Source organism: Sediminibacillus albus (assembly GCF_900101125.1).
In the GTDB taxonomy this organism is placed as follows: Bacteria; Bacillota; Bacilli; order Bacillales; family Amphibacillaceae; genus Sediminibacillus; species Sediminibacillus albus.
Genome location: NZ_FNFL01000002.1, coordinates 126,557 through 146,221 on the forward strand (window position 1 = coordinate 126,557; position 19,665 = coordinate 146,221).

General features: G+C 43.7%; 12 protein-coding genes and 1 riboswitch. Of the genes, 6 read left to right on the forward strand and 6 right to left on the reverse strand.

The genetic code is table 11. The annotated features are described in order from the left end of the window. Positions 1 to 821: 821 nt before the first annotated feature. Positions 822 to 1,118, forward strand: a complete 297-nt coding sequence (locus tag BLR93_RS06800; RefSeq protein WP_093212607.1) for a hypothetical protein — start codon at positions 822 to 824, stop codon at positions 1,116 to 1,118. 148 nt (positions 1,119 to 1,266) lie between these two features. On the opposite strand, the gene BLR93_RS06805 is transcribed toward BLR93_RS06800, so the two are convergent. Genes BLR93_RS06805 through BLR93_RS06815 form a run of 3 tightly spaced genes read right to left on the reverse strand, consistent with a single transcriptional unit; the run spans position 1,267 to position 3,136 of the window. Beyond that, positions 1,267 to 1,965, reverse strand: coding sequence for an ATP-binding cassette domain-containing protein (locus BLR93_RS06805; protein ID WP_093212609.1), 699 nt, complete (start codon positions 1,963 to 1,965; stop codon positions 1,267 to 1,269). After that, positions 1,962 to 2,345, reverse strand: coding sequence for a GntR family transcriptional regulator (locus tag BLR93_RS06810; protein WP_093212611.1), 384 nt, complete (start codon positions 2,343 to 2,345; stop codon positions 1,962 to 1,964). The genes BLR93_RS06805 and BLR93_RS06810 overlap by 4 nt, the downstream gene beginning before the upstream one ends. 2 nt (positions 2,346 to 2,347) lie before the next feature. Next, positions 2,348 to 3,136, reverse strand: a complete 789-nt coding sequence (locus BLR93_RS06815) for a hypothetical protein (protein ID WP_093212613.1) — start codon at positions 3,134 to 3,136, stop codon at positions 2,348 to 2,350. A gap of 211 nt (positions 3,137 to 3,347) precedes the next feature. Between BLR93_RS06815 and BLR93_RS06820 the strand changes: the two genes are divergently transcribed. The 3 genes from BLR93_RS06820 to BLR93_RS06830 all read left to right on the forward strand — a co-directional run bounded on the left by BLR93_RS06820 (position 3,348) and on the right by BLR93_RS06830 (position 11,630). Continuing rightward, positions 3,348 to 9,338 carry a lamin tail domain-containing protein gene (locus tag BLR93_RS06820; RefSeq protein WP_093212614.1) on the forward strand — a complete coding sequence of 1,997 codons (5,991 nt, stop codon included), beginning with the start codon at positions 3,348 to 3,350 and terminating at the stop codon, positions 9,336 to 9,338. A gap of 131 nt (positions 9,339 to 9,469) precedes the next feature. Beyond that, a riboswitch (purine riboswitch) is annotated at positions 9,470 to 9,571 on the forward strand. Between the two features lie 128 nt (positions 9,572 to 9,699). Further along, the gene (locus BLR93_RS06825; protein WP_093212616.1) at positions 9,700 to 10,293 is read left to right on the forward strand and encodes a xanthine phosphoribosyltransferase; all 594 of its coding nucleotides are present in this window, start codon (positions 9,700 to 9,702) and stop codon (positions 10,291 to 10,293) included. 23 nt (positions 10,294 to 10,316) lie between these two features. Then, the gene (locus BLR93_RS06830; protein ID WP_093212618.1) at positions 10,317 to 11,630 is read left to right on the forward strand and encodes a nucleobase:cation symporter-2 family protein; all 1,314 of its coding nucleotides are present in this window, start codon (positions 10,317 to 10,319) and stop codon (positions 11,628 to 11,630) included. Positions 11,631 to 11,712: 82 nt separating this feature from the next. On the opposite strand, the gene lacZ is transcribed toward BLR93_RS06830, so the two are convergent. Further along, complete coding sequence (gene lacZ, locus BLR93_RS06835; RefSeq protein ID WP_093212620.1) at positions 11,713 to 15,900, reverse strand: beta-galactosidase, LacZ type; 4,188 nt, start codon at positions 15,898 to 15,900, stop codon at positions 11,713 to 11,715. 291 nt (positions 15,901 to 16,191) lie between these two features. Beyond that, a complete protein-coding gene (locus BLR93_RS06840) occupies positions 16,192 to 16,743 on the reverse strand; it encodes a DJ-1/PfpI family protein (protein ID WP_093212622.1) in 552 nt (183 codons plus the stop codon). A 175-nt stretch (positions 16,744 to 16,918) separates the two neighbouring features. On the opposite strand from BLR93_RS06840, the gene BLR93_RS06845 reads away from it, so the two are divergent. After that, positions 16,919 to 17,641 carry a 3-ketoacyl-ACP reductase gene (locus BLR93_RS06845; protein ID WP_093212624.1) on the forward strand — a complete coding sequence of 241 codons (723 nt, stop codon included), beginning with the start codon at positions 16,919 to 16,921 and terminating at the stop codon, positions 17,639 to 17,641. Between the two features lie 192 nt (positions 17,642 to 17,833). Then, positions 17,834 to 18,235, forward strand: a complete 402-nt coding sequence (locus BLR93_RS06850; RefSeq protein WP_093212626.1) for a hypothetical protein — start codon at positions 17,834 to 17,836, stop codon at positions 18,233 to 18,235. Between the two features lie 33 nt (positions 18,236 to 18,268). Here the strand turns inward: BLR93_RS06850 and BLR93_RS06855 are convergent, their stop codons facing one another. Further along, positions 18,269 to 19,639: an LLM class flavin-dependent oxidoreductase gene (locus BLR93_RS06855; RefSeq protein WP_093212628.1), complete on the reverse strand. Its 1,371-nt coding sequence runs from the start codon at positions 19,637 to 19,639 to the stop codon at positions 18,269 to 18,271. Positions 19,640 to 19,665 lie beyond the last annotated feature (26 nt).

Here is a 19,665-nt window from a genome sequence, read left to right on the forward strand (position 1 = left end):
GTATATTTGTCAAAAAATTGGCCCTAGTAGGATAATTAGGTGTTTTGGAGTGGTGAAATAGTATCCTGGAAGGCTGATGGCCGCTTTGTCAGCATGTTTTTCGGGCAGATTGGTGGTGGCTGGGGGGCCCTTGTAAAAGATAAAATCCCCCGTTAGCGTAAGGTCAGTGAAAAAGTCCTTTTTAAAATCTAAAGGTGCTGTCTGCTGTCAACGTTTGTTGTTGATTCCACTAACCGCTATTCGGTGCTTGCCGCGGGCACGGCCTCAGCTCACTTGGTCAAGAAAATCACTTGACCAAGTGGATCTTCGGCTCGCGCTGTTCCCGCAGGCGTCACCCCCGATCGCTCATCGTGGAATAAACAGAGGCCCATCTAAAAAGAGTGATTTTACATAAGACACGGATATGAGGTCGCCTCATCTTCAGGTCTCGAAGGCATGCGTATTCAAGGTGGGATGGCGATTTTCCCGGAAAATGTGAATCGTTAAACGAATGAAGGAAGAGAGGGCACAAACCTCTTGAAATTAGACGAAAAGCGGTCTGTATGGAGAATTAAATTCCACATATCATAGAGTTTCAGTTTTCAAAGGCATCTTTTAGCGTAAGTAGTTCAGTTATCGTGGAGAAACAATCTGCTGATGGAAAAGAACTTACTCCTGCCCAACGAATGGGTTTCAGAGATAAAGCATTTGATTTAAAAGTATCATATATTTACGATAGTTCGCATAAACCATTTTATGAAAAAGGAAATTTTATGATAAAATAAATATAGAGATTAAAGCTCTTTTATTGCCAAAAAGGGTAGAAGAGGATGTAAAATAAAATGAATAAATTTACCAAATGGCTTATAGCTTCAATATCATTGGCACTTATAGGAATAATAGTTGTATTTAATATTGAAGGTTGGGCGAGATTGACTGAAGAGTTAAATAGAAATGTTTTATTAAGTGGCATCTTATCTACTTTTGCTTTAGTAGTAGTTTCCCTTTTTTGCTTGTTCAAAGCAAATGTAGAACGTAAAAAAGGTCAAATAATTATATCTTTATTTACCTCGTTAGTTCCGTTGTCTTTATTCGTAATGAATGGCTTACTTCTTACTGTTTACTCTATAGGAAAATAAGCCGCAATCAAAGTTTAACAAGAGAAACGCTTGGATTTTATTTTTAATCCAAGCGTTTTTATGTGCTAATTGAATTGCTATTTTATTTGTATTTATGTGGTTAATATTAGTGAGAAAGTTATTGTGAAATTAGTTTTTCTCCAATTGGTTATCTGCTGTTCTCATACATACTTGTCATCCATTCGACAATCCCCATATTTTGTTCGATGCGGAGCTGCTCCACATGATGATGGCCAATGATGCTGCCGTCTTTAATCGCGATTACTTCGTCGAGGATGGTTTCGATTTCTTTTATCTCATGGGTTGTAATCACTACTACCTGGTTTTCCAGGTCAATAAAGGATATCAAGCCTTTGACAATGGAATCGCGTACCATCGGGTCTAATCCGGAAAGTGGCTCATCCATTAAAATGATCGGAACTTCCCGGGCGAGAGTCAGCACAATCTTAAGACGTCCGCGGTTCCCTTTAGAAAGTTGTTTCAGCTTGGCATTAGGGTCCAAATTCATGAAAGCACGAATTTCATCTGCTTTTTGTAAATTAAAATCAGAAAATTGCTCGGCAAAGTAATTGATAGTTTGCCTGACATTATAAAAGCCGTAATACTCATCGAGTTCCGATAAATAGGAAACTTGGCTGGCGATGCGGCGGTCTACAGCTTCTCCATTCACTGTAATCGTCCCTTTGGATGGATGGATGAGACCTGCAATTAGTTTAAGAGTTGTCGACTTTCCGCTTCCGTTTTCCCCGACAAGCCCGATAATCTTCCCCTTGGTTAATTCCAAATTAATATTCTGCAAGGCAATTTTATTCATATACCGTTTGGTTACCTGTTCCAGGTTGATCATTCGTCATCATCTCCTTTACGATTGGCCAGGAATTTCTGTAAACCGGCCTCAATTTCTTCATCGGCATATCCCATATCGTGCATACTGACGACAAATTGCGAGATTTCTTCCCGTTTAAGCCGTTCCCGCATATCGTTGAGAATGCTTTGATTTTCTGTAACAAAGGTCCCCTGCCCTCGTCTGGATTCCACTATCATCATTCCTTCCAACTCTCGATAAGTTCGTTGAACCGTATTCGGGTTGACATTGACTTGAATACCCATCTCTCTGACTGAAGGGAGCTTGTCACCCGGTTTCAGTTCTCCCCTTAGGATTTGTTTATTGATACGTTCAGCAAGCTGACTGTATATCGGCGTTGAAGAATGAAAGGTATCTGTCATAGTTACACCTCAACTTTTCTATCCAGCATCCAGCTGGCCGCGATAAACAGCAGTACCACAATGACTGCTTCAAATAGATAAGAGCCGAGAAATACATGAACCATATCGAGTTCAGTGAAAACCTCCATACCGCTAGCATCAAAGCTGCGTTTAAAGACAAAACCATTGAATTGGATTTCTCCCCATCCGGTTAAAGTCTGGTGGAGTGATGTTTCAGTAAATAAGCCCCATAAATAAGTCAATCCGCCAAACAGAATAAAAGTGAAAGAAAAACTGAGAAATCCGCCAAAAAACCGGCTAAACAATAAATAGATCATATAGAAAAACATAAAGTATATTGCAAAATCAATGGCAAACAACCATATATGTGCCCCGCCGAAAACGCTAAGGTTGGCAAGCTTCAATTCGGCTTGCAGCTGGCTGGCAAAGCTTGAGGATTGAACTGCAGCCAGCAAGGTTCCTCCGGTAACAATGAATGTAACCAGCATGGAAACAAGCCCGGCACAGAGTTTGGCTAGTAACAGGGAATATCCAGGCAATGGATTGTGGAGCCAAAGGTGCAGCTTCTTCCTTTCCGATTTAAGACTGAAACTCAAGTAATAAAGCAAGTAAAATATTTGGATAGCCGTTGCCGACACAGACACAACTGCTATCGCCTCCCAGGCGACGCCTGACCGCCCGCCAAAGTATGCGGCGACTCCCACAGCTACTATAAAGATAATGATGGGAACCAAAAATACTGGGACACCAAGCCGTAATTCTTTCTTCGTTAAACTAAGAAATGCACTCATACAACGTCCTCCTAAAATAGATTGTATTATTGTATTAATTAAATAGTACACTAGTACAAATGAGGAGTCAATAGGCTGCGAAAATTTTATATGCACGACAAATCGCGCTCTAGTAAAACGCCGGGAAATTTACATAGATTTACAGATGGTTCACGCCTGCTTAACAAATGGACCGTACACTAATAGTGAGAAAATCCTTAAGGAGGTCCATATGAGAAAAAGAACGGTCCAAAAGCGAATTCGCCAGTTTGTGTCCATTTTTGTCATCATGGCAGTTTTATTTGTGGACTTGGCGGCAATCACGCCAAGCAGAATGACTGTTTCCGCTGCTTCTGGCAGCCCTGCTGCAGCTAAAGAGGAAGAGGCGTCACTGGATGAGGGAACGCTCGACCAGCAACAGGACCAGCCGGAAGCAAAGCAAGAGATAAAGGATTCAGATTCAGGGGAAATAGCTTCGAAGGTACAAGAAGAGACAACTGCTTCTCCTGAGCAATCAGCCAATGAAGAAACTAGCTCCGCTTCGGTTAGTACTGAAAATCCAGAAGATTCACCAACCAGCAATCAAGACGATACCTCAACCAAACAACAAGAAGCTCCCTCCGATAAACATCCATCCAACGAGGAAAAAACAAAAGATAACCAGTCACCTCAAAATGAAGGAAAGGCGATTGATTTTAATTCATTGCCACCGCTTCTTATCACAGAAATTAATCCTAGTAATGAAGGCTATGATTATTTTGAAGTACATAACAATTCAAATCAGCCGTTTGTCCTTGACTATCTAAAAATCAGTTTGCATTCGAATGCTGGAAAACAGGAAAGTGCTTATCTGCAGTTTTCCCCTGCGATTATTAAGCCTGACCAAACAATTATTTTTTGGAGCAACGATAAAAAGCATGATCTCAAGGATTTTAACAAGCACTATCAAGTAAATGTTCCTGAGGAAGCAGTTGTTGAATATACTGGTCCGGCATTTACGGATGGCAATATAATCAGTATCGAAAATCCAAATGGAGAGAAAATCGTTTCGGCTGCTTATACAGCGGAAGATCGACTGCAAGGACAAGCCATTCATTATCAACACCCTTCCAGCGGAACGGAGATGGAAAGATATGGATCAGATAGCCGAACAACTCCAGTTCAATTGGAAGACGTGCAGATCCCTGAGCAACCAGTAGCTCTCCCACCCACAACAGCTCCCACAATCAACCATGAACATCTTGAAGAAATAGTAGCAGGGAAGTCTGTCCAGGTAGAAGCTGCTATTGAGACCGATGGGGAAAGTGTTTCTGCCGAGCTTTACTATCAAACAACTGATCAGGAAGACTATCAAGTGATAGAGATGCAGCCGACAAAAAACGGTAGTTTTTTGGCAGAAATACCTGCACAACAATTGAAAGGCGAACAAATCACTTATTACATGACAGCAGCTACCGCCCATTATCGAATTACCTATCCAGCAGAAACACCATTGGAGGCAGCTGTAATAAAACCGGAAAAGGAAAAGCGGGTATTAGCAGCCAGTCAGTCAACAGAAATAGAAGATTTTGATGCTTATCCACACTTGCTGATTACGGAGTTGTCTCCTAATTCACAGGGCGGTGGCACGGACTATTACGAATATTTTGAGCTGTACAATAATACAGATCAGCCACTATCGATGGCAAACTACCGATTTATCTACTATTACACCGATTCCGGCAACGAGGTTCCGTTTCAAGTTCCGGAAAACACCGTGATTAATCCGCAGGAAACCCTCGTGTTTTGGTACAACAAGGGGAATAAACAATTGGATGCGTTCAATGAAAACTTTGGGGTGCAGCTGTCAGAGGAACAAATAATCGAAGTGACTGATCCCAATTTTCCCGGCTTTGCCAATAGTGGCAATCGCGCACTGGTATTAACGGATAACCAGGGACAGCAATTAATTGATGCAGACTATCTTGGCGAGGATAACGATAACACGGGAGCTGTCATCCAATACCAGTACCCGAAAGAAGGGACAACCATGGAAAAGTATCTTACCATGGCGAATCCTACTCCTGGCATAATTGAAGCGGTACAAGTACCGGTAGAGCCTGTCCATTTACCGGAACCAGAAGATGACGTTACCGCACCGGTCATTGACCATACGCCAGTTTCGCAAGCCAAAGCTTTTTCGTCAATTACGATTGAAGCGGCGATAACCGATGACAAGGCTGTTCCGACGGCAACGGTTTTTGTGAAAGCAGAGGATGCCAGTGCATATACCACGTTGGCAATGACTGCCGATGCAGCTAATCCAGCAAGCTATTCCGCCGAAATTCCCGGCGTCTATGTCAGTAGCAATATCAGCTATTATGTGGAAGCAAGTGACGGAGTTCATACCGTCCGTACCGAGGAAGCAATCATTGAGGTCGACAAGCAGGAAGTTGATCCGGAAAAAATCCCTTCTCTGCTAGTAACGGAGGTTGTTCCTGATTCTACTAATACAGGCTCTGCCGATGGGTACGAGTTTATCGAAATCTATAATAATACGAATCAAGCAATTAATTTCCAGGATTATAAACTCCAATACCGCTATGGAACAGATCCGGAGAGTGATATTATTTGGCCGTCTGTACCGGATAATGTTGTCATCCCGTCCCAGGAAACGCTTGTTTTTTGGATTATTAATGGGGAAAACGGGGAGCAAACCGTAGCGGATTTCAATGAGAACTATGGAACCAATCTTGTGGAAAATGAGGATATTGTCCGTATTTATAGTGCAGGAATGGCTAATGGCAGTATGAGGGGGTTGATTGCAGCCACCAATGCCGGACAGGAATTAGCAATTGCTTACTACAATGACCAGGAAGGAATCGATGATACCCAGCCGGACAAAGGAATTGTCTATAAATACCCAACAGACAGTTCGAGTTTAATGGAGAAGGTGAGTGCTGGGAGCATTGCCGCGACACCAGGTTCAGTAGAAGCGTATCAGGTTCCGGATAGCCAGGTGAGCGTTCCGGAAGATAACATTCCACCAACCATTGAGAATCTGACAGAAGCAGCAGAAGTGAACCAGACAGAAGATATTAACCTTACCGCTGACATCCAAGATAATATCGAGGTGAAGACCGTCCAGGTGTATTATCGCGCCAATGGACAGGAGGATTATCAATCAGCTCTGCTTCAAGAAGATTATGACGACATGCTGTATCACCACCGGATTTATTCACCGGAGATCATTGCCAAAGACTATGTTGAATATTATTTCACGGCTTCCGATGGAACCAATCAGGTAACTAGCGAAACGTACCGTGTTCAAGTAACTAATGAGCTGGATGATTCGAGTCTACGGTTGAATGTGCAGGAGGGCGATATTCTTAGTGGTGAAAAAATTATTAAAGCAACGTCCAGAGACGAGGGACCTGAAGCGGTGAAGCTGTTGATTGACGACACCGAGGTTTCCGGTGAGGCTCCACGGGCGGTAGAACATACCGCTTACTTCGCTTTCGAGGTTAGCGGGGTGAACACGTATTTTCAGAACGGCGTCACCATTGGGGATGAAATTATCCATATTTTTGATGACTGGATTGCCCAGTGGCAGACAATTACGGTACCTGTGTCAGCTGACCAATTACAGGTTGGCGAAAACACAATCACCATTCGTGCCGGCAATAAAGCGACGCCATGGGAGGGCGATCCAGGTGAAAACCGGGATGACTACAATCTTCGCAATGTCCGGCTAGTCTTATCTGATGGCACCATTTTAACTGATCCATCCCATGGTGATGCTAGTGAGGTATTTGATATGGGTGACGATGGCACCGTGCGCGTATTCGAAGACTTCACCTTTACGATTGAGGACGGGCTTGCGCAATCAAAAGCATATGTATGGCAGACGGACTCTACACTCGATGGGCTGCATACCATACGCGCGTCGGATAGTGATGAAGAGCTGGAAACAGATGTTTACGTCGATAATACTGCCCCGGTGATTCAGACAAACGTAGAGGAAGGCAAGCAATACAAAGGAGCATTCGACATTGACGTTACCGTTTCAGATGAAATCGCCGGTACCGAGGCCCATACGGTCTGGTTAGATGGGGAAAAAATCGAGGTACCTTACGCTGCTTCTTCTGGATTACTTACGGCTGGCAGCCATGAATTACGAATAGAAGCTGTCGATACCGTTGGTAATCAATCAGAAGAATTGGTGGAGTTTTCCGTCGTCGACGAACATCCGGACAATCCAGTCAATCAAAGCCCGCAGTCAGAGCTGGCCCAGCCGCTCAGCGGCGATCCGGTTTTACGCGTAGAAGTGAACGACCCAACGGGAGACACGATGGACGTAGGCTTTTATCAGGCGCACCAATATACGCCGGATAACCTAGACCATGTCGCTTCCTTTAGCAATGCAGCGGATGTGGAACCGCCGGCAAGCCCTGCTCCCGCTGGCGAAACAGGCTTCGGCAAACAGGATATTGATCTTGCCTCTGAAAAAGATGGAAAATACATGATCACCGATTCGACGGGGCAATTTCCTTACCATCGTTTTGACGTAACAGTTGATGAAGGGGTGGATGAGAGCGACCTGGTTGAGCTTGTCTGGAATGGAAACTCTTTTGCAGGCAGAAAGGTTACCATGTATGCCTGGAACCATACAGAAGCGAAATGGGAAAGCATTGATGCCCATATTGCAGGACAAGAAGATTTTGAATTAAAGGGTACTGTGCCGGTAGGTGATTATGTTCAAAATAGCAAGGTTAATGTCATTGTCCAGGACGAAATACCAAGCAGTTCCGAAGAGTATGATTATACATTTGTCTGGATGTCTGATACGCAATATTATTCGGAAAGCTATCCATATATTTATGATCGGCAGACACAATGGATCGTCGACAATCGTGATGCGATGAATATCCAATATGTCATGCATACTGGCGACCTTGTGGACGAATCGGACAAAGCGTATCAGTGGGACCATGCCGATAATTACATGAAAACCCTGGATGACGCCGGTGTCCCTTATGGTGTGCTGGCCGGCAACCACGATGTATCCCAGAAAACCAATGATTACACGAATTACTATAAGTACTTTGGGGCCGATCGTTTCCAGGAAAAACCGTATTATGGCGGGTCCTATTTAAATAACCGTGGTCATTATGATTTAATTTCTGCCAATGGCAATGATTATATTATGGTTTACCTCGGCTGGGGAGTGGAGGAGGAAGGAATTGCCTGGATGAATGAAGTGCTGGCTGCTTATCCCGATCGGCAGGCGATCCTAAATTTTCATGAATACCTGCAGGCAACGGGAACCCGCCATCCACTGGGAGAAAAGCTCTATAATGAGGTAGTCGTGCCGAATGAAAATGTCATCGCCGTCTTGTCCGGTCATTATCACGAGGCACAGCTGCTCGTCGATGAGCTTGATGATGACGGAGATGGGACTAGCGACCGCACCGTCTATCAAATGCTGGCAGATTATCAAGCAGGCCCTGAAGGCGGACAAGGCTATATGCGCCTGCTGCATTTTGATTCAGATAATAACAAAATAATCGTCAATACGTATTCTCCGTATTTAGATGATTATAACTACTATGACACGGATGCCTATCCAGGCAAGGATGAGTTCACGTTAGACTTAGACTTGGCAGCAAAAGAAAAAAGGGTAGCTACTGATTACTTTGCTGTAAATGTTTATACGGATGACGAAATAGGAAGAGTGGAAGACGTACCTAGCGGAGAAACAGCCGAAATAGTCTGGACAGGCTTGGAAGAAGGGAAAATCTATTCCTGGTATGCTACTGTTTCTGATCAGTACACCGGTGAAACAAGGTCAGATATCTGGACATTTGTGAAAGGGGAAGACCAGGATCCGAATCAGTCTGAACCCCCGAAAGATGAGGAAGATCCGCCTGGCGAACCGAATCAGCCTGGCGGTGAGAAGCCTGCTCCTCCTTCAGGTGGCGGAGGAGACCTGGACGGAGAAGAGAAACCGACCAAGCCAGAGCAGCCTGGCAAACAGCCGGGGGATCTTAATGGTGGTAACGACCCAACCAACAAACAACCAGGACAAAACAAAGACCAGGACGGAGATCAGGATAAGATAACGGGGGGGAAGCTAGCAGATACAGCAACCAATATGTTTACCTTGATATTGACGGGTATATTGCTGCTTGGCGCAGGTGCTTCCTTGTTTGTTTACCGCTTGAGAAAAAGGCGAATCGCATAAAAGAGAAGCAGTCCTTCCTATAGCATATGTTCCAAGAATATGAATCAAGGAAAACCAGGGGTGTTTAGTGAAATAGAAAGCGGCAAGTTTAAAAAAACATTTGCATATTCGACAATATTCGTTATAATTCAAAGTATCAAAAAAATATCACTCGTATAATAGCAGGAATATGGCCTGCGAGTCTCTACCGGATAACCGTAAATTATCTGACTACGGGTAAGCATTTATATGGGCGGAATCGCTATGTCTATCTATTTTGATAGGCGTGCTTTGAAGATGCTCAAAACAGCAGCTTACTCTAGTAGGCTGCTGTTTTTTTATTTACACGAAAATATTCATACTGGAAGGAGTACGGGCAGACATGAAACTATTAAAGGAAAAAATCGAGTCTGAAGGAATTGTCCTCAACGAAAACATACTGAAGGTAGATTCGTTTATCAATCATCAAATGGACCCCTTTCTCATGAAAGAAATCGGCAAGGAATTTGCTAAGCTTTTTAAGGGAGAACATATTACGAAAGTGCTGACCATCGAATCATCAGGAATCGCACCGGCGATCATGACCGGTTTGGAACTCGAGGTTCCGGTGATTTTTGCCCGGAAACGAAAGTCACTGACATTGACCAGTGATTTATACACGGCTGAGGTTTACTCTTTTACGAAGCAGGAAAGCAGTGAAATCACCGTATCAAATAAGTATATGGACGCTGGGGACAACGTACTAATCATTGATGATTTTCTTGCAAATGGACAAGCGGCCATCGGGCTGGCTCAGTTGGTCAGACAGGCTGGGGGGACCGTATCAGGAATTGGCATTTTAATTGAAAAATCGTTCCAGCCGGGAGCCGGTGAAATTCGGAAGCAAGGCTACCGTTTAGAGTCGCTTGCCCGTATCAAGTCACTGGCAGACAAGCAAGTCCAGTTCGCAGATGCTAAAGAAACGATTCATCAATAGAAAACGATAGGAGGAGAAAATACATGAACAAAGCAAAGCTTCAAACACTATCGATTGGATTCCAGCATGTATTGGCGATGTATGCCGGAGCGGTTGTTGTCCCTTTAATTGTAGGGGGAGCATTGAATTTAACGTTCGAGCAGTTAACCTACTTGATTTCTATCGACTTGCTGGCTTGTGGGATGGCCACGCTGCTGCAAGTCTGGAAAAACAAATTTTTCGGCATCGGCTTGCCTGTTATGCTAGGCTGTACATTCACTGCTGTTGGACCGATGATTGCTATTGGAAGCCAGCACGGGATTTCGGCGATTTATGGAGCAATTATAGTCTCCGGGTTGTTTGTTGTATCAATATCTAAATATTTCAGTAAGCTGGTACGCTTCTTCCCGCCAGTTGTTACTGGGTCAGTGGTGATGATTATTGGCTTGACTCTGATTCCGGTGGCGTTCAATGATATGGCAGGCGGTGAAGGCAGTGCGGACTTTGGCAAACCAGCGAATCTTTTACTAGCATTTGGAGTTTTACTCTTTATTTTATTACTCAACAAGTTTGCCAAGGGATTTTTACGGACGATATCGATTTTGATTGGATTAGTCGCCGGTACAGTTGCAGCAGCGTTTTTGGGTATGGTTGATTTTTCTGAAGTGGGGGAAGCTTCCTGGTTTCATTCGATTCATCCGCTTTACTTCGGCACACCCACTTTTGAACTGTCTGCTATTTTGACAATGATTTTGGTCGCGATCGTTAGTCTAATTGAATCGACCGGTGTTTATCTGGCACTTGGCGATATAACCGACCGCAAAGTCAGCGGCGAAGATTTGGAAAAAGGTTATCGTGCAGAAGGAATTGCAATCGTAATAGGGGGAATCTTTAATGCGTTTCCTTACACCGCCTATTCACAGAATGTCGGCTTGGTACAACTGACTGGTGTAAAAACAAAGCAAGCGATTTTTGCTGCAGGTTCCATCCTGGTAGTATTGGGATTCCTGCCGAAAATAGCAGCGATTACGACCTTGATTCCGACAGCTGTTCTTGGCGGTGCGTCTTTGGCGATGTTTGGTATGGTTATTGCTTATGGTATTAAAATGCTCAGCCAGGTAGATTTCGAAAATCAGGGAAATCTACTGACCGTTGCCTGTGCGGTTGGCATGGGACTCGGCGTTACAGCGGTCCCGGAAATCTTTGCAAATCTGCCGGAAAGCATTCGGATTCTAACTGATAGCGGGATTGTCGCCGGCAGTATGACTGCCATTGTATTGAATATATTATTTAACATGGTTCCAGCACGGTCCGTTAAAACAGTAAAACGAAAGATAGCAGAGGAAAAGGTATCTTAATCGGCACCTTTCCTGATGGAAATGCATGAAAAAATCCGCCAATCATGCATGATTGGCGGATTTCCTTTTTTCCTTTCGTTTTTTATTGCTTTTGGATGGTAACCTCTACTTTATTTGTTTCTACGTGTTTACCTTCGATAGTCACTGTTGCCCATAGATTAAAAGCATCTATTTCCCCTGTATTACTTTCCACATACATAAGCAAATCTTCATATTGCGTATCAAATGTTACAATGCTCGGTTCGCTGCTGTGGAATTCAACTTGACTGTTATCCAAGTTTATGGCTTTACCGCTGGCTGTAGTTGCGGTTACATTCAAATGGGCAAGTCCACCTGGTGAAACAGATGGAGGATCAACTGTGAGTGAGGCACTTTCCAAAGCATCCTCCTCTTGTGTCACTAATTTGGCATTAGCCCAAGCTCCATGGCCATGGCCGTTACTTCCTCCTTCGATGGTTCGCATTACGAGTTTCAGCTGTTGACTATCTTTGATATCTACACTGATAAATTCCTGAGGAGTACTTTTACGCATGGGTTCTGTTTGATAAGCCAGTTCACCATCCAGCCAAACTTCAAAAATGAATCGGTTACCATCCCGGTCAGCGTGCTGTTCAACACCTGCATAAGTTTCAAACCGATCAAACTCCCACTTGGATAAGTCGTAAACAATCTCCGAATTGGCATGAACTCCAATCCCTTTATCATAGAGAACAGGTCCATCTTCATCAAGGAGTGTAATTGGCGGTCCGGCTACTGATTGGTCTTTTTGAATCGTTCCCCAGCCAGTAGTTGCGGATTCCCATTGGATATCACTGATATATAAATCAGAAACCGGATTAAAATCAATCGTGTAGGTTTCTTCTAAGAATCCATCCGCGGTTCTAGCGTGAATAATAGTTGATCCAGGCAGTTCTTCTGTTTGTTCAACTTCAATTTCTACATCTGCTCTTGCTGGTATTACTTCTACTGATGGAATAGAATTATCGAGCGCATTCGAAAAAGTATAAGTGTATTTCGTGACATCTGTATGGAAGCCTTCAAGAGATTCACCGTCGACCTTAATATCCTTCAGCAAGTTGAGATCAATTTGCCGTTTGCTCAACTCCATCGCTGACTCACCGTCGGTAATAGGGCGCAGCATATAGGTATAGGAATAGGATTGGTCTGTATAAAGCATATATTCCGGCAGGGCAGTGCCACCCCAGCTATTCCATACTCCCATCTGTTTATGGTTAATGGTTAATACTATATCTTCGAGTTTATTTAACTCAAACGGGTGTCCTGCTTGTTCTAGGTCATTTTCTGTATAATGTAGCGCAGAAAACTCGAATTGCGGCAGCCCGCCGACCAATAATCCATTCCCATCATCACCAGTTAGAGTTAGCCAGCGAACGTCCGTCTTATTACCAGTTTCCTGCGGGCGCGGGTAGTTGAAAAATTGTTCTTCAACTGTACTTTGATAAACCCCAACATTTGCTCCATCTTTTCGATCCCAATAATTTTCGAAGGGCCCCCGACCGTAATAGCGAATGTTATCATATTGACCTGGCAGCGTTAATTCCATCCCCACCGCCGGTATTTCAGACATTGCGGTACTAGGTTTGACTGTACTTCTGACCACGACTTCGCCGCTTCCGTAGATAAAGTATCCCACCCGATAAAATGACTCGCCTGTTGTGGGTAAGGATGCAGTCACTTGCACATGGACCACACTGTCACTTATCGCTCTTACTTGGACATCGGTCACGTCCATGTTTTCACCGGCATGCTGCCATGATTCATTCCGGGCCAACATCCCATTCATCAAATCGTTGTCATTACGAGCACGCCAGAAGTTTGGCTTTGGCCCCGATTTAACCAATTCCTGTCCATTTTGCTTAAAAGAAGTAATGGTTCCTTCTGCTTTGTTAAAAGTCAGGCTGAATAGATCACCAGTGACTTCAATCCGTGCTTCCCCGTCTTCGACATCAAGTTCAGGCATATTCTCTGCAGCAAATTCAGGAGAAGGAGGTGTCTCGTAAGGAATCTTTAGTTGGGCATTGGCAACCTCATACCCTTTTTCTGCCCAAGCAGTATCTTCAGCAAGGGTATAACTGATATTCAACCAGTATTCTGCGCCTTCTTTTGTGTTTTCTGGCTGTTCCAATGGCAGCGTGACTTCTTTGCTGGAATTGCCTGCTATGTCTTGGTTTATCGTGCCTTCCTGAATCACCTTGTCGTCCTCTTTTAATTGCCATTTGCCTGCAAACGTCTTTAGGTTGGTGAAGAGGTTCTCGTTTTGGATGCTGATCTTGTTTTTTGCCAAGTCGACTGCGTGGACATCGACATTCTGATAAACAGCTTTTAAGGCAAACATTTCAGGCTGCGCGGTTCGGTCCGGGTTGAGGAGGCCATTCATCAGAAAGATTCCATCGTTTGCGTAGTCTCCCCAATCCCCGCCATATGAAAAGTAAGTTTCTCCTTGATAATCATCTTTGATGGGTAATCCATCGACACCCCCGTCAACTGGTAATCGGACGGATTGATCAACAAAATCCCATATAAAGCCACCCTGCAGGTTGTCATATTTGTCTATAATCTCCCAATATTCTTTAATATTGCCAAGACTGTTGCCCATGGCGTGCTCATATTCACACATTATCAGTGGCCGTTCGTTTCTTTCGCCATAACTTTCTAGTTTTGACAAACTCGGATACATAAAGCTATCAAAGTCTGCCAGGCTGTTATCCTGCTGAAAATGAAGCGGTCTTGTAGGGTCATAGTCTTTAATCCACTGAGAAGTCTCCCTGAATACGTCACCAGAGCCCACCTCGTTTCCCATCGACCAAAAAATGACGGAAGGGTGGTTTTTATCTCTCTCTACCATTGACTGAATCCGATCCTTAACAGCAGGAGTCCATGCGGGATTGTTACCAGGGAATGGACGCATGTTATGTGACTCATTATTCGCTTCATCTAATATATAGATGCCGTATTCATCGGCCAATTCATAAAAACGCGGATGAAAAGGGTAGTGGCCGGTACGGACAGCATTTATGTTGTTTTGTTTCATAATTTCTATGTCCTCGCGCAGCCGTTCTTCTGACATCACATAGCCAGTGTCCGGGTCAACTTCATGGCGGTTGACACCCTTTATCATAATCGGCTGACCGTTAATTTTCACTTGCTTGTCTTCAATTTCTATTTCTCTAAAGCCAACTTTGGAGCTGATTGTCTCCACTGTTTTGTCCTTGGCATCCTTAACATTCAATACGAGTGTGTACAAATTTGGCTGTTCAGCTGACCACTTCAATGGATTTTCCACTGTTATTTCCGATTGAAAGGTTCCATCTGAATCGACCATAATTAAGGTCTCTTGAAGGTCAAGTTGCTTGTTGTCCTGATCAAATAATTTTGCTTCGATAGCGTACTTGTTCGGATTAATGGTTTCTTGGTTCATTAGCTGGCCATCAATGTCTAAAACCGCGTCTTCATAATCAGCATCTAGATCGGTTTCCAGTTTATAATCTTCAATATGGACTTTTGGAGTGGCATATAAGTAAACATCCCGAAAAATACCGCTTAAATCTACCATATCCTGATTCTCAAGCCAGGCACCGTCCGACCAGCGGAATACTTCAACGGCAAGAGTGTTTTTACCGTTTTTAACATAATCAGAAATATTGAATTCAGCCGGGGTGAAACTATCTTCGCTATATCCGACCTTCTTGCCATTTACCCAAACATTAAAAGCCGATTTCACGCCTTGAAAAGAAAGAAAAATCTCTCCTTTTTTCCAATTGCCGGGTATTTGGAAAGTGTGCCTGTAAGAGCCGACTTCATTGTGCTCGATGGGAACCTCTGGGGGGGAGATCGTTCCATACCCTTGCCAGGGATGCTCCTGATTAAGATAAATAATATCTCCATAGCCTTGGAGCTGCCAATTTCCCGGGACAGGAATTGTATCCCAATCACTATCCTGGAAATTCGGCTTATAGAAGTCTTTTGGCCGTTCATTTGGATTCTCAGACCAACGAAATTTCCAGTTACCATTAAGTGACTTATAAAAGCGTGATTTTTCTATGGCCCCTTTTATGGAAGCCTTTTCATTATTATGCGGGATTGTTGTGACACTTCCTGGGAGTCTATTTTCCTGGAATAATTCTGGTGTTCCATTCCAATTGGAAATTTCTTCTTCCGCAGAAACAGATCCAGGCAACTTAAAAATACTGATAAACAATAAGAGAAAGATGATAAAACCAAGGTGTCTGATGAACGAGTGAGATTGCAAGAGTAGTTCCTCCTTTATTAAATTAATTAACTAACTGTTTAAAAAAAATGTTCTTTTGGATGGTGAATTCAAAAGAACATAATAAAAAAATATTTAAAATAGTCAGTTAATTATATTAAATCATTGTAAAACTTGATTCTCAATGGGGTTATCCTACTAATTTTTAGTGTATTAAGCAGAGAGGATAGTCATATTTAACTAAGAATCATGAGAAACGTCTTGAGGAAAATTGTTTGCTACATCGCTTTATAAAGAAACCAACGTTCGCTTGAAGGGTGACAGCTAACGAAATCAGTTGTTCATTTGCTTAACGAATTCTTTCATTAATCCGGGCAGGTCGGGCCAGGCATGGCCGGAAATTAAGTTGCCATCGGTATGCAGCGGTTCATCGATATAAGTCGAACCGGCTGCTTCGACCTCTGGTTTGCAGGCAATGTAGGCAGTCATCTTCCGATTTTTGATATGTTCCTTGACGGTTGTCAAAACAAGACTGGCATGGCAGACAGCAGCTATCGGTTTGTTCGCTTCAAAAAAATGGCTGACAATTTTGGGCACATTTTCGTTTAAACGGATATGCTCCGGTGCTCTGCCGCCAGGAATAATCAGTCCATCATAGGCCTCTGGTTTGACTTCTTCAAAGGCGACGTTTGCTTCGATTAAATAACCGGCTTTTTCTGTGTAGGTTTCCCAGCCAACAAAGTCGTGGACAACCGTATGCAGCTTTTTAGGACTTGCCGCTGCGATAGTCGTATCAAAGCCTTCCTCCAAACAACGGAAATATGGATAATAAATTTCCAATGACTCGACAGCATCCCCTGCAAGGATCAATACCTTCTTTACCATAAATATCCCTCCTATTTATGTTCCTAATTTACTTTATTCCAGCCATTGATTGAAAATCCTTCTCTGCTAGAAAAATTCAAGCTAATGTTTATGGGGAGATTCAATGCAGTCGACCTGTTAGAATAACAGTAGGCTGACTTGAATGGCAGTTAATAATGAAAGGAGAATCGATTATATGGCACAATCATTGGAAGGAAAAGTTGCCTACATCACTGGGGCCGGAAAAGGCATTGGACGGGCAACTGCGATTGCATTGGCAAGGGAAGGAGCAGCTGTTGGTCTGTTGGCACGCACACTGGCCGATGTGAAGGCTGTTGCTGACGAAATTGCCGAAGCAGGGGGGAAAGCTGCTTATGTTACGGCTGACGTATCTATACTAGCCCAAGTGGAAGAGGCCGTACATGTATTAAAACAAAAAATCGGACCGGCAGATATTTTAATTAACAATGCCGGAATCGGTAAATATGAATCTTTCCTGGATTTTGATCCGGAAGAATTTAAGCAGGTCATTGATGTCAACCTGATGGGCGTTTATTATGTAACGCGCACGGTGTTGCCGCATTTGATAAAGAAAAACCAGGGGGACATCATCAATATATCCTCAACCTCAGGCCTGAGAGGGACTCCTGGATCAAGCGCATACAGTGCTTCCAAATTCGGTTTACTCGGGCTCACTGAATCGCTTGCACAGGAGGTCCGTAAGCATAACATCCGTGTGGCAGCCTTGACACCTAGTACTGTTGCTACTGAATTAGTGTTTAAAGATAAAGTAGATGAAGTCGACAAGGAAAAATATATGCAGCCGGAAGACCTGGCCGAATATATGGTGGCACAGTTAAAGCTGCATCCGCGTATCTTTATTAAGTCGGCCTCGCTCTGGGCAACGAATCCATTTTAGGTCATACTGTGTGAGAACGAGGCATATGAATTATTTGCTATAACCGAAGAAACCCAGTTGGCAAACGTGAAGCATAGCAGCACCAACCCTCTCCAGGACTCAGAGGGAAACGGGTGTATTCGTCGACAAACAGTTCGGCCAAAAACACCAGAAGATTCAGCATCAAACGAAATGGCAAGGAGGGGGATTAGCTTGGATTATATCATTTTCGTTTTATTTGTCTTGATTAGCTGGGGGTTGCTGTTTAGAGCTACTAAACGGGAAAAGCGGCTGTTGGGCGGTATCAGTGCCGTGTTGGGAGTAGGTTTTATCATTGGCAGTCAGATAGTGAAGCTGCAGTCGGGTTTTTTTACTGGTCAAAGCACAGAAAGCAGTGAAGCAGTAGGGGAGTGGGTACTTCCCGGAACTGTATTACTAGGGGTTTATTTATTGATAGCGATTAATTATCGGTGGATCAGATTGGCTTTAACTAAAACTGCAGGCGTAAAATGGACATTTATCGCACTTGATGTGCTGTTTTCTATTGCCTATTTATTTTTTGGATATTTCCTCCTGTTTATAATTGCCTTTTTGTACTTTCCGTTTGCACCATAAAAATGAAGACAGACGGCAGCGGTCTGTCTTCTCTCAACATCTGTATTTACTGCCGGGGTGGTCTTCCGGCAAAAGAGACTTTTGGGAGAATAATTTTTCCCTTAATGTACCTGGCTTGTATGTTTTTTTATATAGGCCGCGTCTTTGGAGAAGCGGTACCACTAAGTCGATAAAAGCTTCTAAGTCTCCCGGTGTTACGAAATGGTTCAAATTAAACCCATCTACTCCCGATTGTTCAAACTGAAACTGAATTGCATCGACTACTTCTTCTGGATTTCCGACAATAATGCTATCGCGGTCCAATGTTTCAAAACGGTCAAGTACTTCGCCGACGGTCAGCTTCTTCGGTGCATCCTTCGTCAATGTAGCGGCTTTGTAATGTCCACCTTCAGTTTTTTTGCTATATTCAAATGGCAGTGACCGATCGATTTGTTCATACTCTGCAATATCATACCCGCTCGCACCATATTGGGCTTTAGCTGCAGAAGCACTCCAATGTTCAGCATATTCCGCGTATTTCTGTTCTGCCTCTGCAGTGGTTTCTCCTACAATAACATTCAGAAAGGAGAAAAACTTCATCTGATCAGGATTACGTCCATGTTTTTCCGCGCGTTCCTTAATATCATTGATGTAGTAACGGATCCTCTCTGGGGTCGGGCCGCCGACAAAAATGCACTCTGCATGCCTGGCGGCAAAAGCACGGCCGCGTTCTGATGTGCCTGCCTGATATAATACAGGTGTCCTCTGCAGGGAAGGTTCGCTTAAATGCGGACCCTCGACCTTGAAGTATTTTCCTGAATGGTTAATTTCATTTACTTTGGCGGGATCGACTAACGTGCCGCTTTGTTTATCCTCAACCACAGCGCCGTCCTTCCAGCTGCCCTCCCACAGTTTATAGGATACGTCCAAGTATTCATCCGCAATTTCGTACCGCTCATCATGTTTAATCATATTCTCAAGTCCAAAATTTCTGGCCGCGTTTGGAAGATAAGAGGTAACAATGTTCCAGGCGACTCTGCCTTTGGTTAAGTGATCCAACGTAGAGAAGCGTCTGGCATTACCAAACGGCGGTTCGTAAGTAGTACTGACAGTAATGGCAAACGATAGGTGGTTTGTAGCGTTGGCCATCGCAGAGACAACCAGGGCAGGGTCATTGACTGGCACTTGGAGTCCATCGCGAATCGAGGGAGTTTTGCTGTTTTGATAAACATCATAAATTCCCAATACATCGGCGAAAAAAACTGCGTCGAATTTTCCTTTTTCCAATAGCTTTGCTAGGTTTACCCAATAATCTAAATCCTTGTAGTTCCGGTGCCTTTCACTTTTTGGGTGTTTCCAAAGTCCATGAGAGTTGTGCATCGAACTATTCATCTCAAAAGCATTTAAAATGATTTGTTTTGGCAATGGCGGTTCCTCCCTTTGAAAAGTCT

Bases quoted from the DNA above. Each gene is read 5' to 3' on its own strand.
- BLR93_RS06830 (WP_093212618.1), top strand. From the start codon at position 10,317: ATGAACAAAGCAAAGCTTCAAACACTATCGATTGGATTCCAGCATGTA.
- BLR93_RS06800 (WP_093212607.1), top strand. From the start codon at position 822: ATGAATAAATTTACCAAATGGCTTATAGCTTCAATATCATTGGCACTT.
- BLR93_RS06820 (WP_093212614.1), top strand. From the start codon at position 3,348: ATGAGAAAAAGAACGGTCCAAAAGCGAATTCGCCAGTTTGTGTCCATT.
- BLR93_RS06845 (WP_093212624.1), top strand. From the start codon at position 16,919: ATGGCACAATCATTGGAAGGAAAAGTTGCCTACATCACTGGGGCCGGA.
- BLR93_RS06815 (WP_093212613.1), bottom strand. From the start codon at position 3,136: ATGAGTGCATTTCTTAGTTTAACGAAGAAAGAATTACGGCTTGGTGTC.
- BLR93_RS06805 (WP_093212609.1), bottom strand. From the start codon at position 1,965: ATGATCAACCTGGAACAGGTAACCAAACGGTATATGAATAAAATTGCC.
- BLR93_RS06810 (WP_093212611.1), bottom strand. From the start codon at position 2,345: ATGACAGATACCTTTCATTCTTCAACGCCGATATACAGTCAGCTTGCT.
- BLR93_RS06840 (WP_093212622.1), bottom strand. From the start codon at position 16,743: ATGGTAAAGAAGGTATTGATCCTTGCAGGGGATGCTGTCGAGTCATTG.
- BLR93_RS06825 (WP_093212616.1), top strand. From the start codon at position 9,700: ATGAAACTATTAAAGGAAAAAATCGAGTCTGAAGGAATTGTCCTCAAC.